The organism is Spirillospora sp. NPDC000708 (genome assembly GCF_040299565.1).
Taxonomy (GTDB): domain Bacteria; phylum Actinomycetota; class Actinomycetes; order Streptosporangiales; family Streptosporangiaceae; genus Spirillospora.
The window spans coordinates 67,243-80,235 of the sequence record NZ_JBEPCJ010000047.1; the positions used below are offsets into that span (position 1 = coordinate 67,243).

The 12,993-nt window shown below is 71.4% G+C and carries 15 protein-coding genes; 12 read left to right on the top strand and 3 right to left on the bottom strand.

The window, feature by feature from the left end:
* Position 1 precedes the first annotated feature (1 nt).
* From ABT299_RS29580 to ABT299_RS29590, 3 genes are all read left to right on the top strand, one after another.
* On the top strand, positions 2–820 hold the full coding sequence (locus ABT299_RS29580; RefSeq protein WP_500252716.1) for a CbbQ/NirQ/NorQ/GpvN family protein: 819 nt from the start codon (positions 2–4) through the stop codon (positions 818–820).
* On the top strand, positions 817–2,499 hold the full coding sequence (locus ABT299_RS29585; RefSeq protein ID WP_500252717.1) for a nitric oxide reductase activation protein NorD: 1,683 nt from the start codon (positions 817–819) through the stop codon (positions 2,497–2,499). Before ABT299_RS29580 ends, ABT299_RS29585 begins: the two co-directional genes overlap by 4 nt.
* A 70-nt stretch (positions 2,500–2,569) precedes the next feature.
* A complete protein-coding gene (locus tag ABT299_RS29590; protein WP_500252718.1) occupies positions 2,570–3,172 on the top strand; it encodes a TetR/AcrR family transcriptional regulator in 603 nt (200 codons plus the stop codon).
* A 28-nt stretch (positions 3,173–3,200) separates the two neighbouring features.
* On the opposite strand, the gene ABT299_RS29595 is transcribed toward ABT299_RS29590, so the two are convergent.
* The gene (locus tag ABT299_RS29595) at positions 3,201–4,649 is read right to left on the bottom strand and encodes an aldehyde dehydrogenase (RefSeq protein WP_500252719.1); all 1,449 of its coding nucleotides are present in this window, start codon (positions 4,647–4,649) and stop codon (positions 3,201–3,203) included.
* 130 nt (positions 4,650–4,779) lie between these two features.
* Between ABT299_RS29595 and ABT299_RS29600 the strand changes: the two genes are divergently transcribed.
* The 3 genes from ABT299_RS29600 to ABT299_RS29610 are packed head-to-tail and all read left to right on the top strand — an operon-like array spanning position 4,780 to position 7,243.
* Positions 4,780–6,069 carry an aromatic ring-hydroxylating oxygenase subunit alpha gene (locus ABT299_RS29600; protein ID WP_151540911.1) on the top strand — a complete coding sequence of 430 codons (1,290 nt, stop codon included), beginning with the start codon at positions 4,780–4,782 and terminating at the stop codon, positions 6,067–6,069.
* Positions 6,066–6,401: a hypothetical protein gene (locus tag ABT299_RS29605; protein ID WP_151540912.1), complete on the top strand. Its 336-nt coding sequence runs from the start codon at positions 6,066–6,068 to the stop codon at positions 6,399–6,401. Before ABT299_RS29600 ends, ABT299_RS29605 begins: the two co-directional genes overlap by 4 nt.
* A complete protein-coding gene (locus tag ABT299_RS29610) occupies positions 6,398–7,243 on the top strand; it encodes a TauD/TfdA dioxygenase family protein (protein ID WP_500252720.1) in 846 nt (281 codons plus the stop codon). Before ABT299_RS29605 ends, ABT299_RS29610 begins: the two co-directional genes overlap by 4 nt.
* 24 nt (positions 7,244–7,267) lie before the next feature.
* On the opposite strand, the gene ABT299_RS29615 is transcribed toward ABT299_RS29610, so the two are convergent.
* Entirely contained in the window at positions 7,268–7,879 is a 612-nt protein-coding gene (locus tag ABT299_RS29615) for a TetR/AcrR family transcriptional regulator (RefSeq protein ID WP_500252721.1), read from the bottom strand.
* A 168-nt stretch (positions 7,880–8,047) separates the two neighbouring features.
* Here ABT299_RS29615 and ABT299_RS29620 point away from each other — a divergent pair, with 168 nt between their 5' ends.
* Genes ABT299_RS29620 through ABT299_RS29645 form a run of 6 tightly spaced genes read left to right on the top strand, consistent with a single transcriptional unit; the run spans position 8,048 to position 12,644 of the window.
* Positions 8,048–8,812 carry an SDR family NAD(P)-dependent oxidoreductase gene (locus tag ABT299_RS29620; RefSeq protein ID WP_500252722.1) on the top strand — a complete coding sequence of 255 codons (765 nt, stop codon included), beginning with the start codon at positions 8,048–8,050 and terminating at the stop codon, positions 8,810–8,812.
* Positions 8,809–9,432 carry a carboxymuconolactone decarboxylase family protein gene (locus tag ABT299_RS29625; protein WP_500252723.1) on the top strand — a complete coding sequence of 208 codons (624 nt, stop codon included), beginning with the start codon at positions 8,809–8,811 and terminating at the stop codon, positions 9,430–9,432. Before ABT299_RS29620 ends, ABT299_RS29625 begins: the two co-directional genes overlap by 4 nt.
* A 25-nt stretch (positions 9,433–9,457) precedes the next feature.
* A complete protein-coding gene (locus ABT299_RS29630; protein ID WP_500252724.1) occupies positions 9,458–10,717 on the top strand; it encodes an aromatic ring-hydroxylating oxygenase subunit alpha in 1,260 nt (419 codons plus the stop codon).
* The gene (locus ABT299_RS29635; RefSeq protein ID WP_151540918.1) at positions 10,714–11,046 is read left to right on the top strand and encodes a hypothetical protein; all 333 of its coding nucleotides are present in this window, start codon (positions 10,714–10,716) and stop codon (positions 11,044–11,046) included. Before ABT299_RS29630 ends, ABT299_RS29635 begins: the two co-directional genes overlap by 4 nt.
* Positions 11,043–12,287, top strand: a complete 1,245-nt coding sequence (locus ABT299_RS29640) for a metal-dependent hydrolase family protein (protein ID WP_500252725.1) — start codon at positions 11,043–11,045, stop codon at positions 12,285–12,287. The genes ABT299_RS29635 and ABT299_RS29640 overlap by 4 nt, the downstream gene beginning before the upstream one ends.
* 51 nt (positions 12,288–12,338) lie before the next feature.
* The gene (locus ABT299_RS29645) at positions 12,339–12,644 is read left to right on the top strand and encodes a hypothetical protein (protein WP_500252726.1); all 306 of its coding nucleotides are present in this window, start codon (positions 12,339–12,341) and stop codon (positions 12,642–12,644) included.
* A gap of 13 nt (positions 12,645–12,657) precedes the next feature.
* Here the strand turns inward: ABT299_RS29645 and ABT299_RS29650 are convergent.
* On the bottom strand, positions 12,658–12,993 hold a 336-nt coding region (locus ABT299_RS29650), incomplete at its 5' end, for a carboxymuconolactone decarboxylase family protein (protein WP_500252727.1).

The window sequence follows — 12,993 nt, forward strand, 5'->3', positions numbered from 1 at the left end:
GATGCTGACCGACAATTCCGTCGCCGTCCAGCCCGCGCCGGAGGCGCCGTTCTACCGGGCGGTTGGGGACGAGGAGGAGGTGTTCCGCGCGGCCGCCCGCGGCGGGCTCCCGGTGCTGCTGAAGGGGCCGACGGGATGCGGGAAGACCCGCTTCGTGCAGGCCATGGCGCACGAGCTCGGCCGCGAGCTGATCACCGTCGCGGGCCACGAGGACATGACGTCGGCGGACCTGGTGGGCCGGTTCCTGCTCAAGGGCGGGGAGACGGTCTGGGTGGACGGGCCCCTGACCCGCGCCGTGCGCGAGGGCGCGATCTGCTACCTCGACGAGGTCGTGGAGGCGCGCCAGGACACCGTCGTGGTCATCCACCCGCTCGCCGACCACCGCCGCGAGCTGGCCATCGACCGGCTCGGCACGACCCTGCGGGCGGCGCCCGGGTTCCAGCTCGTGATCTCGTACAACCCTGGCTACCAGAGCGTCCTGAAGAACATCAAGGAGTCGACCCGGCAGCGGTTCGTCGCGATCGAGCTCGGCTTCCCGCCCGCCGAGGCCGAGACGCGGATCGTCGCCCGGGAGGCCGGGATCGGCGCCGAGACCGCGGAGGCCCTGGTCCGGCTCGGCAACGCCATCCGGGACCTGGACGGTTCGCCGCTGCGCGAGGCGTCCTCCACGCGGATGCTGATCCTCGCCGGCAGCCTGGTCGCGCAGGGACTGAGCCTGCGGACCGCCGCCCGGTCCGCCATCGTCCAAGCCCTCTCCGACGACCCGGACGTCGTCCGCGCGCTGGGCGAGCTGGCCGACGCCGTCCTGCCGCGGGCATGACGGCGTCCGATCCGGGCGGCCCCCAGCGGTTCCGGTTCCTCGCCGCGTCCATCGCCGGCAGGGCCGTCGAGGTCGCCGAGGCGGCGGCCGGTGAGGCCGCCCATACCGACGGCCGGGTCGTCTTCGTCTCCGCGGGCGGTTCCGCCGCTCGGCAGCGCCGCGAGGTGCTGATCCAGAGCGCTCTGCTCGGCGCGGGGAGCCTGGACCAGCGGTGGATCAAGGCTCTCTGGGCGCGTCCCGCCACGGCGCGCCGGTACCTGGCGCTCGAAGGCCGCCGGGTGCTCGCCGACCTGGCGGAACGGTATCCGGCCGCCGCCGGTCTCGGTCTCGGCGGGGAGCCGGGCACCGCGAACGCCCAGGAGTCGCTCGAATCGGCGAAGGGGCGGGCGGCGGTGCCCGCCCCGCCGGAATGGTTCGGCGTCATCAGACCGTCCCGGTTGCTGGCCGCCCCCGCCGGTCCCGGTGCGCGGGCCGCCGACAAAGAGGTGCGCCTGGAATTCCATCCCATCGACCTGCCTGAGGCCGATGACGACGGCGATCAGGAGCAGCCCCGGGAAAGCAGGATCCTGAAACTGTTCGAGAATCCGCTGATCTCCTCGCGGGCCCTCACGGACTATTTCCGGAAACTGCTCGGCGGATCGCGGACGCGAGGGGACGGCGCCGCCGGAACGGAGGCGAGGGTCCGCTCGGTCCGGCGGACGGACCAGGCCGGACGGCACGCCCGCCCGCTTCCCGCGCGGATCCGTTTCACCGGCGACGACCGGCCCGGCGCCGCCCTGGGCGTCGGCGGAGCCCTGCATCCGGAATGGGACGTGCACGCCGGCCGGTACCGTCCCGGCTGGTGCCGGGTCATCGGCTTCCCCCTGACCGCCGATGCCGACCTCTCCGCCGCGGCGGTCCCGCGCGACGACGTGCTTCGGCGGCGGCTGTTTCGCGTGGGTCTCGGCCCAAGGATCCTGCGCCGCCGCCGCGACGGCGACGAGATCGACCTCGAGGCGCTCGTCGATCTCCTCGTGGACGTGCGCTCCGGCCACTCGCCGCCCGAGCACGTCTACCTGGACCGACGGAAGATCGCGCGGGATCTCGGCGTCCTGGTCCTGCTCGACGCCTCCGGATCCGCGACCGACGCCGACCCGCGCGGCCGCGCCGTCCACGACCACCAGCGGCGCGCGGCCGCGACGCTGGCGGCGACGCTCGAGGAGCTCGGCGACCGTGTCGCCGTCCATGCCTTCAGATCGCATGGGCGGCACGCCGTCCACCTGCCTGCCGTCAAGGCGTTCGGGCAGCGTTTCGACGCGGTCGGACGTGCCCGGCTCAACCAGCTCCAACCGTCCGGCTATACGCGTCTCGGCGCCGGAATCCGGGGCGCAGGCGAGATCCTCAGAACCGAAGCCGGTACGCCCCATCGCCTGCTGGTCGTCCTTTCGGACGGTTTTCCCTACGACAATGGCTATGAAGGACGGTACGCGGAGGCCGATGTCCGCAAAGCCATCGAAGAACTCCACGCCGACGGCGTGGCGTGCCTCTGCCTCTCCATAGGCGCCGCCACGACCGCCGACGCGCTCGAACGCGTCTTCGGCCCGGCGAGCCACGCGAGCGCCGCGACACTCGCCGAGCTGAGCCCCCGAATGGACGAGTTGTTCCTCGGCGCGCTCCAGCGGCTCGCCGCGCCGAAGTGATGCCCGCCGCCGGGTCCACCGCCGCCGGAGCGACGCCGGACGGCCCGCCGGACCTGGCATAATCGACGGCATGGTGGAGCGTTGGACGAGGGAGCGGCGCCGCGACCACACCCGTTCGCTGCTAGTGGACGCGGCGGAGGAGGTGTTCGCCGAAAAGGGTTTCACCCAGGCGACGCTCGACGACATCGCTTATGCCGCCGGCTTTACGAAAGGCGCCATCTACAAGCACTTCGGCACGAAAGAAGACCTTTTCCTGGCGGTCAGCGACCGGCACTGGCGCCGCTATTTCGACGACTTCGCCGAAGTGATCTCGGTGATGACCGAAGTGGGGGCCCGCGAACTCGACGAGGTGGCCCGGCGGTGGCGCGAGCTCAGCCGGGAGCGCGGCGCCGAGCACGCCGCACTGGGCCACGAGTTCACCCTCTACCTGCTCCGCAACCCCGAGGCGAGGCAGCGGGTGGAGGCGAAGAGGCTGGAGGTGGCCGAGGCGCTGGCGGAGTCCATCATGGAGGGCATCGACCGCATCGGCGGGAAGCTGCTGATCCCAGCGCTGACGTTCGCGCAGGTGCTCATCGCCACCAGCGACTCCGTGGTGCTGGGCAGCCGGCTGGACGACGTCGACCTGTACCGGCCGGTCCTCGAGATGTACGTGTCCTTCATCAAGCTGCCCTGACCCGCGTGAGTGCGGGCCGGGCCCGCGCTCACGGGGACGCGATCGAGATCGATTTGACGTCGAGGTAGCCGTCGAGCCCCTCGCGGCCGAGTTCGCGGCCGTACCCGCTGGCCTTGACGCCGCCGAAGGGCGCCGCCGGGTCCATCGAGTACCCCTGGTTCACGCCGAACGTGCCGGTGCGCACCCGGGCGGCCACGCCGAGCCCGCGCTCGACGTCGGCCGTGAACACCGAGCCGGCCAGGCCGTACTCCGAGTCGTTGGCGATGCGGACGGCCTCGTCCTCGTCCCGGTAAGCGATCACGGCGATCACCGGGCCGAAGATCTCCTCGCGGGCGATCGTCATCGACGGCTCGACGCCGCCGAACACGGTCGGCCGCACGTACCATCCGTGCCGCACGCCCTCCGGCATGCCCGTGCCGCCGGTGACGAGCCGGGCGCCTTCGCGGACGCCGGTGTCGATGTAGTGCCGCACCCGCCGCTGCTGCCGCGCGGACACGAGCGGTCCCATCTCGGTCCGCGGGTCGGCGGGATCGCTGATCCGGATGGCCGACAGCGTCGCCGCGAGCGCCTCGGCGTGCTCGCCGGCGCGGTCCGCGGGCACGAGGACGCGGGTGAGGGCGTTGCAGATCTGGCCGGCCATGCCCATGCCCGAGAAGCGGACGGCGGTGGCGACCGCCGCGGGGTCGGCGTCCTCCAGCGCGATGGCCGCCGACTTCCCGCCGAGCTCGAGGCCGACCCTGGTGAGGTTGGCCGCGCACGCCGCCGCGACCTGCCGGCCCGCCGCGGTCGACCCGGTGAAGGAGACCTTGTCGACGCCCGGGTGGGCGACGAGGTACGCGCTCGTGTCGCGGTCGGCGGGCAGGACGCTCACGACGCCCGGCGGGACGCCGGCCTCCTCGATCAGCTCGGCGAGCAGCAGCGCGTCGAGCGGTGACTCCGGAGCCGGCTTGAGGACGGCGGTGCAGCCCGCGAGCAGCGCCGGGACGAGCTTGGCCACCGTCAGGAACTGCGGCATGTTCCACGGGACCACCGCGGCGACGACGCCGATGGGCTCCCGCCGCAGCACGATGTCCTGCCCGTACACGCCGGGCCGGTTCTCCTGCCACGGATGCTTCTCGGCGATGTCGGCGAGCGCGCCCATCATCGACCAGGGGAGCGCGACCTGCGCGCGCCGGGCGAAGGAGATCGGGGCGCCCAGCTCCGCGGTGATGAGATCGGCCATCTCGTCGCGGCGCTCGCCGTAGAGCCGGGCCAGCTTGCGGACGGTCTCGACGCGCTCCGCCGGCTCGCTGCGCGGCCACGGTCCCTCGTCGAACGCGCGCCGTGCCGCCGCGACGGCGCGGTCGACGTCGGCGACGCCCGCCGCGGCGACGCGGGCCAGCGGGCGCCCGGTGTGCGGGGAGATCACCTCGATGTGCCGGGCGGTGCTCGGGGCGGTCCAGTCGCCCCCGATGAACAGCTCTTTCCGCTCGTCCATGGACGCTCCTCTTCCGGAAACGCGCCCTTGCGGCTCCGGTCCGTGTCGTGTTATCCAGGTCATGTTAGTCAGTCGATGAACATCGTGACCAGATGTCATCGGGCACGGACTCAGAACGGGAGGATCGGCCATGGCGCGCTCCGGGAAACCGGCGGAGGCCAGCTGGACCGGGCGGGTTCCGGAGATGGGCACCCGCCTCGTGTCGTACGAGGACTCGATCTCGCCGGAGTTCTACGAGCTGGAACGCGAGGCGATCTTCCGGCGGGCGTGGCTCAACGTCGGCCGGGTCGAGCAGCTGCCCCGCAAGGGCAGCTTCTTCACCAAGGACCTCGACGTCGCCAAGACCTCGCTCATCGTCACGCGCGGCCTCGACGGCAGGGTCCGCGCCTTCCACAACGTGTGCCGCCACCGCGGCAACAAGCTGCTGTGGGGCGAGACGCCGCGGGACGAGACCAAGGGCGTGTGCCGCGAGTTCATGTGCAAGTACCACGGCTGGCGGTACGGCCTGGACGGCTCGCTGAAGTTCGTCCTGCAGGAGGAGGAGTACTTCGACTTCGATAAGGCCGAATTCCCGCTCGCCGCGGTGCACTGCGAGGTCTGGGAAGGGTTCGTCTTCGTCAATCTGGCCGACGAGCCGAGCCAGTCGCTGCTGGAATTCCTAGGGCCGATGGTGCGCGGCCTCGAAGGGTATCCGTTCCACCTGCTCACCGAGCGGTACGCGTTCAAGGCGAACCTCCTGAGCAACTGGAAGATCTTCCTCGACGCGTTCCAGGAGTACTACCACGCGCCGATCCTGCATTCGCAGCAGCAGGTCCCGGCGCTGCGGAGCTTCCAGACCGGCTTCAAGGTCCCGCACTTCCAGATGGACGGGCCGCACCGGCTGGTCAGCACCGGCGGCTGGAAGGGCGTGCCCCGGCACATGACGCCGCCGGACCAGATGTACCCGATCGAGCACGTCACCGAGTCCGGTCTCATGGGCCCGTGGGAGCGTCCGGACCTCCCCGAGCTCGACCCCGCGAACCTGCCGGCGGGGCTCAACCCCGGCGGGCTCGACCCCTGGTCGATCTCGAACTTCCAGATCTTCCCCAACTTCGTGATCCTGGTCTACGAGCGGGGCTGGTACCTCACGTACCAGTACTGGCCGACGTCCCACAACACGCACCAATGGGAGATGTCGTACTACTTCCCGCCGTCGCGGAACGCGAGCGAGCGGATCCGGCACGAGGTCACCGCGGTCGTGTCCAAGGAGGCCGGCCTCCAGGACGCGGGCACCCTCGACGGCACCCAGATGGGCCTGGAGTCGCGGGTGATCGACCGGTACCCGCTGTGCGACCAGGAGGTGACGGTCCGGCACCTGCACAAGGTCGTCGACGACTGGGTGCGGTCGTACCTGCGGGACGGGAAGAGGGTGCCGGCGTGAGCGACACGATGCTTCCGGACGAGTTCGCCGACTGCGAGCCCTTCGCCGCCAAATGGTGCATCGCGACCGAGGCGGCCCGGTACGCCGAGCGGCTGAACAGCACGATGACGGAGATGCAGGCGTTCTACGACGCGATGTACCCCCGCGTCCGCGACGCCATGGCGCACCTGGACAAGTTCTCGCTGCACGAGCTGCCCGAGCGGGAGCTGAACCTGCTCCGCCTCGTCTACTCGCTGATCATGGTCTCGCTGCCCGTCGAGGTGTGGCAGCAGCCCAAGGTCATCGACTCCGGCACCGCCTACTTCGACCGCCACCTGGAGCCCACCCCGTGACGACGACGATCGGCTGCGTCCCTCTCGCCGCGACCGTCGGCGCCGAGGTCCGCGGTGTCGACGCGGGGCGGCTGGTCCGGGACGGCGCGGTGGCGGAGGCCGTCACGGCGGCGCTGGACCGGTACGGCGTCCTGGTCTTCCGCGGCCTCCACCTCGGCCCGGAGGACCAGGTCGCCTTCGCGCGGCGGCTCGGCGAGATCGACTACGAGCGGGGGCACCACCCCGTCCGCGGGATCTACCGGGTGACCCTCGACAAGGCGAAGAACGCCTCCGCCGACTACCTGAGGGCCACCTTCGCGTGGCACATGGACGGCTGCACGCCGCTGCACGGCGAGCCGCCGCAGAAGGCCACGGTCCTCAGCGCCAAGGAGGTGGCCGCGGGCGGCGGGGAGACGGAGTTCGCCAGCACCTACGCCGCCTACGAGGCGCTCGGCGACGAGGAGCGGGAGCGGCTCGGCTCCCTGCGCGTCGTGCACACGCTGGAGGCGTCCCAGCGCCGCGTCCACCCCGACCCTACGCCCGAGCAGCTCGAACGGTGGCGGAGGCGGCCGGCGTCGACCCATCCGCTGGTGTGGACGCGCCGCACCGGCCGCAGGTCGCTCGTCGTCGGCGTCCATGCCGATCACGTCGTCGGGATGGACGCCGGCGAGGGCCGGGCGCTGCTGGAGGACCTGCTCGCCCGGACGACCGCGCCCGACCGCGTCTACCGCCACGAGTGGTCGGTGGGGGACACCGTCATCTGGGACAACACCGGCGTGGTCCACCGCGCGGCGCCCTACCCGCCGGACTCGCCCCGCGAACTGCTCCGCACGACCGTCTTCGGGGACGAGCCGATCCGGTGAACGCCGCGGGTCCGCGCGCCGGACTCAGTCGGCGGCGGACTCGGCGTCGGCCGGCCGCCGGTCGCCCTCCAGCGCGCGGATCTCGCGCTCGATGACCGCGACCGTCTCCGCGTGGCCGACGTCGAGGTCGAACCCCTCCTCGATGTGCAGGAAGCGGGAGATGCCGGTCATGAAGAGGATCAGCGTCACGGGCGGCCACCGGTCGCGGTCGACGCCGTAGCCGTCGAGCACGTCCGACAGCATGTCGAGCTGGAGCGTCCGGAACCGGCGCGAGTACGCGGCGATCTCGGCGCGGATCGCCTTGCGGTGGTTGGCCAGCGCGATGAACTCCATGGTCAGCGCGTTGCTCGAGTAGTCGTGGGTCAGCTCCCACAGGGCCCACAGCGGCTGGGGCGACCGCAGCGCCCACTGGAGCCGCTCCAGGCTCCGCTCGGCGCCGCGGCGGAACAGCTCGACGAACAGGTTGTCCATCGTCCCGAAGTAGTAGAAGACCAGCGCGTTGTTGAGGCCCGCCTTCGCGCCGAGCCGGCGGGTGGTGACGGCCGCGTAGCCCTCCTCGAGCATGAGCTCCTGGGCGGCGTCGAGCAGCGCGGTACGGGTGGCCGAGTCGTCGACGGGGCTCCGCCGTGCCGGCATGCGCGTCCTCCCTCTCGGCGTCGGATGGCCTCTCCAGTATGGCCTCGGTCCGCCGCGGCCCGGGTCTTGCCCTCGACCCGGCACCCATGTTAGTCATGTGGCCAAAGGATGTTAGTCGATTGACTAGCGCCGTGCCGCGAGCAGGGGCGTGAGCGGAAGGACGGAGCGATGCCGCATACGGAGCGACGCCGGTCCCGGGTGGCCGTCGTCACGGGCGGAGCGTCGGGCATCGGCGAGGCCGCCTGCCGCCACCTCCACGGGCGGGGCCACCGCGTCGCCGTGCTCGACGTCGACGGTGACGGCGCGGACCGCGTCGCCAAGGAGCTGCGGGCGGCCGGGGGAGAGGCCCTCGGGCTCGCCGCCGACGTCACCGACCGCGAAGCCCTCGGCGCCGCGTTCGCCGCGATCCGGTCGGCGCTCGGGCCGACGGAGATCCTCGTGACCAGCGCCGGCCTCGTCGCGTTCGACCGGTTCGAGGCGATCACGCCGGAGAGCTGGGACCGCCTCATCGCCGTCAACCTCACCGGCACCTTCAACTGCTGCCAGCTGGCCCTGCCGGACATGGTCGCGGCCAGGTGGGGCCGCATCGTCACCATCTCCTCGTCCAGCGCCCAGCGGGGGTCGCCCGAGATGGCGCACTACGCCGCGGCCAAGGGCGGGGTGATCGTGCTGACCAAGTCCCTGGCCCGCGCCTACGCACCGCACGGGATCACGGTCAACAGCATCCCGCCGTCGGGGATCGAGACGCCGATGCAGCACCGGTCCCAGGCCGAGGGGAACCTGCCGCCCAACGAGACCATGGCGGCGGCGATCCCGCTCGGCCACCTCGGCACGCCCGACGACATCGCCGCGGCGGCGGCGTTCCTCGCCTCCGAGGAGGCCAGCTTCATCACCGGGCAGGTCCTGGGCGTCAACGGCGGGTCGGTCCTGTGACGCCGGCCGCCGCGCCCCGGATGCGGCCGCTGCCGATCGCCGAGTGGGCCGAGGAGGAGCGCGAGCTGCTCCGCGGCAACATGGCGCGCGCCGACCGCTACCTGACCGGCGCCGCCGACGCGCCGCCCGTGCCGTCGATCCTCGGCCTGTTCGCCCGGCACCCCCGGCTGAGCGCGCCCTGGCTGGCGTTCAGCGGCACGCTCCTCGACGACGGCACCCTCGACCCCCGCGACCGCGAGCTGCTGATCCTGCGCGTCGGGCACCGGACCGGCTGCCGCTACCAGTGGGCGCAGCACGTCGGCATGGCGCGGGCGGCGGGCCTGGAGCCCGAGCAGATCGCCGCCCTCCGCGACGGCGCCGGCGCCGGGACCTGGTCGGAGCGCGACCGCGACATTCTGCTCGCCGCCGACCAGCTCGTCGACGGCCACACCATCGACGACGCCCTGTGGGAGCGCCTCGCCGGCCGCTTCGACGAGCGCCGGCTCCTCGAGCTGCTCTTCGTCGTCGGCAGCTACGTCTGCCTCGCCATGGTGCTGAACAGCGTCGGCCTGGAGCCGTCGAACGGCTCCGATCCGGACGCCGGCCCCGCCCCCGGCCCTTCCGGCCCGCCCGCCGAGTGACCGCACCCCCCGAAGGAGGAGGACCATGCCGCGTTTCCCCAAACCACCGGAAGGCAGCTGGACCGAGCACTATCCCGAACTCGGCACGGACCCGGTGTCCTACGAGGACTCGATCACCCCGGAGTTCTACGAGCGCGAGAAGGCCGCGATCTTCAAGCGGGCCTGGCTGAACGTCGGGCGGGTGGAGCAGCTCGCGCGCAAGGGCAGCTACTTCACCAAGGACGTCGACGCCGCGCACGCGTCGATCATCGTCCTGCGGGACAGGGAAGGGCAGGTCCGGGCCTTCCACAACATCTGCCGCCACCGCGGCAACAAGCTCGTCTGGTCCGACGACCCGAAGCAGGACACGGCGGGCTTCTGCCGCCAGTTCACCTGCAAGTACCACGGCTGGCGGTACGGACTCGACGGCGCGCTGACCTTCATCCAGCAGGAGGGCGAGTTCTTCGACGTCGACAAGAGCCGGTACGGTCTCGCGCCGGTTCACTGCGACGTCTGGGCCGGCTTCATCTTCGTCAATTTCGCCCGGGAGCCCGAGCAGTCGCTCCGCGAATTCCTCGGCCCGATGGTGACCGGGCTCGAAGGCTATCCGTTCGAGAAACAGACCGCCCGCTTCGCGTACAGCACCACGATCCACGCGAACTGGAAGCTGTACATGGACGCGTTCGCGGAGTTCTACCACGCGCCCGTCCTGCATGCGAAGCAGTCGCCGGAGAAGTATTCCACGGCCGCGCAGCAGGCCGGATTCGAGGCGCCGCACTACCAGATCGACGGCCCGCACCGGATGGTCAGCACGTCCGGCGTCCGCTTCTGGGAGATGGACTCCGAACTGGTCAAGCCGATGGAGATCCTGACCCGCAGCGGGCTGTTCGGCCCGTGGGACGCGGCGGACCTCGGCGAGATGCCGGCCGGCGTCAACCCGGCGAAATGCGACCCGTGGGGGCTGGACTCCTTCCAGCTCTTCCCGAACTTCGTGATCCTCATCTGGAGCCAGGGCTGGTACCTGACGTACCACTACTGGCCGACGTCCTACAACACGCACGTCTTCGAGGGCAACGTCTACTTCCTGCCGGCGGCGAACGTCCGCGAGCGCATCGCCCAGGAAATGGCGGCGGTGACGTTCAAGGAATTCGCGCTCCAGGACTCCAACACCCTGGAGGCGACGCAGATGATGCTGGAGACCCGATACATCGACCGCTTCCTTCTCAACGACCAGGAGATCCTGTGCCGCCACCTGCACAAGGTCGTCGGCGACTGGGTCGACGACCACGAGGGGGCCCGCAAGTGAGCGCGCTGCTGCCCGAGGAATTCGCCGCTCTGGAGCCGTTCGCCGGGAAATGGTGCCTGGCCACCGAGCAGGAGAGGTACGGCACCCGGCTGGCGAGCACGACGGAGGAGATGCAGGAGTTCTACGACGCCGTCGTGCCCCGCGCCGAGGAGGCCATGGCCTACCTCGAAGGGCTCCCGTTCGACGCGCTGCCCGACGACGCGACGAACCTCCTGCACCTGCTGTACTCGATGATCCAGGTGTCCTTCCCCGTCGAGGTGTGGCGCCAGCCGCGCGTCCCCGACAGCGGGTCGTCGAGCTTCGACTGCGTCATCGAGCCGGTGCCGTGACGGCACCCATCGTCCTGAGGGCCCGGCGCTGGGCGGACGTCGAGGCGGGAGAGGTCCGGTCGCCCGCAGTGATCGTGGTGGAGGGGAACCGGATCGTCGCGGTGAACCCCGCCGAGGTCCCCGCCGGAGCGACCGAGATCGACCTCGGCGACCTGACGCTGCTGCCGGGCCTGATGGACATGGAGCTGAACTTCCTCATCGGCGGCCCCGAGACCCCGACGGGCCTGCCGCTGCCGATGCACGGCGTCCAGGACGATCCGGCCTACCGCACGATCCGCGCGACCCTGAACGCCCGCGCGACGCTGCTCGCCGGATTCACCACGGTCCGCAACCTCGGCCTGATGGTCAAGACGGGCGGCTACCTCCTCGACGTCGCGGTGCAGCGCGCCATCGACCAGGGATGGGTGGACGGCCCCCGCATCGTCCCGGCGGGCCATGCGGTCACCCCGTACGGCGGCCACCTCGACCCGACCGTCTTCCAGCGGCTCGCACCGGGCATCATGCCGCTGAGCATCGGCGAGGGCATCGCCAACGGCGTCGGGGAGGTGCGGGCCTGCGTCCGCTACCAGATCCGGCACGGCGCCAAGGTGATCAAGGTGTCGGCGTCCGGCGGGGTGATGTCGCACAGCACCGGCCCCGGCTCCCAGCAGTACTCCGACGAGGAGCTGGCGGCCATCGCCGACGAGGCGCACCGCGCCGGGGTCCGCGTCGCCGCGCACGCGGTGGGGGACCGGGCGGTGCGGGCGTGCGTCCGGGCCGGCATCGACTGCGTCGAGCACAGCTTCCTCGCCAGCGAGGAGACCCTCGACCTGATGGCCGAGCACGGCACCTTCCTCGTGTCGACGACCTACCTCACGGACGCGATGGACATCGAGCGGGCCGCGCCGGAACTGCGGAAGAAGGCGGCCGAGGTCTTCCCGCGCGCCAGGTCGATGCTGCCCAAGGCCATCGCCGCCGGCGTCAGGATCGCCTGCGGGACCGACGCTCCGGCCGTCCCGCACGGCGACAACGCCAAGGAACTCGCCGCCCTGGTGGCGCGGGGCATGACCCCGATGCAGGCGCTGCGGGCCGCGACCGTCACCAGCGCGGAACTGGTCGAGCTGGACGACGAGCTCGGCCGGCTGAAGGAGGGCTTCCTCGCCGACGTCATCGCCGTCCCCGGCGACCCCTCGCAGGACATCACCGTCACCCAGGACGTGCGGTTCGTCATGAAGGACGGCCGCGTCTACAAGAACACCTGATCCCACCCGACCGACAGCACCCCACGTGACAGACCCCCGAACGGAGCGCACATGCCCAGCGGCGTGATGATCGTCGAATCGTCCCCCTCGCCCGACCGGGACGGCCCGGCGTACCACGACTGGTACGAGAACACGCACATCCCCGAGATGCTGCAGGTCGACGGGTTCGTCTCCGCCCGGCGGCTGGAGCCCCTCGAAGGCGGCTCCTTCGTCGTGATCTACGAGATCGAGGGCGATCCGGAGAAGGCGAAGACGGCGCTGGGCGAGGCGCTGTCGTCCGGGAAGGTGTCGCGGCCGGAGGGCGTCACGCTCGATCCGCCGCTGACGGTCCGCTACTTCCGCCAGCTGGGCGGCTAGCGGCGCGGCCCGTTCAGGGGCGGGGAAGCATGCACATCGTGTCGAGGCCCAGCACGTGGTTGAGGCGGCCGAACGCCAGCCAGGAGCCGATGCACATGCTCAGTTCCACGATCTCCGCCTGGCTGTAGTGCGCGGTCATCCGGGTCCAGAACGGGTCGTCGAGGCCGTGGTGGTCGAGGGCGTAGCGTTCGGCGTACTCGGCGGCCAGCCGGGTGCGGTCGTCGAAGGCCGGGGTGGTGCGCCACTCGGCGACGGCGTCGGCGAACTCCTCCTCGACCTTCCGGCCGTCCCGCTCGGTCCGCCAGTCCATGCAGAAGAGGCAGCCGTTGATCTGCGCGATGCGCAGCCG

Excerpts from the sequence above, each read along its gene's own strand:
- ABT299_RS29600 (WP_151540911.1), top strand. The coding sequence starts at position 4,780 with ATGGCGCGCTCCGGGAAACCGGCGGAGGCCAGCTGGACCGGGCGGGTT.
- ABT299_RS29620 (WP_500252722.1), top strand. The coding sequence starts at position 8,048 with ATGCCGCATACGGAGCGACGCCGGTCCCGGGTGGCCGTCGTCACGGGC.
- ABT299_RS29580 (WP_500252716.1), top strand. The coding sequence starts at position 2 with ATGCTGACCGACAATTCCGTCGCCGTCCAGCCCGCGCCGGAGGCGCCG.
- ABT299_RS29590 (WP_500252718.1), top strand. The coding sequence starts at position 2,570 with ATGGTGGAGCGTTGGACGAGGGAGCGGCGCCGCGACCACACCCGTTCG.
- ABT299_RS29645 (WP_500252726.1), top strand. The coding sequence starts at position 12,339 with ATGCCCAGCGGCGTGATGATCGTCGAATCGTCCCCCTCGCCCGACCGG.
- ABT299_RS29615 (WP_500252721.1), bottom strand. The coding sequence starts at position 7,879 with ATGCCGGCACGGCGGAGCCCCGTCGACGACTCGGCCACCCGTACCGCG.
- ABT299_RS29630 (WP_500252724.1), top strand. The coding sequence starts at position 9,458 with ATGCCGCGTTTCCCCAAACCACCGGAAGGCAGCTGGACCGAGCACTAT.
- ABT299_RS29585 (WP_500252717.1), top strand. The coding sequence starts at position 817 with ATGACGGCGTCCGATCCGGGCGGCCCCCAGCGGTTCCGGTTCCTCGCC.
- ABT299_RS29595 (WP_500252719.1), bottom strand. The coding sequence starts at position 4,649 with ATGGACGAGCGGAAAGAGCTGTTCATCGGGGGCGACTGGACCGCCCCG.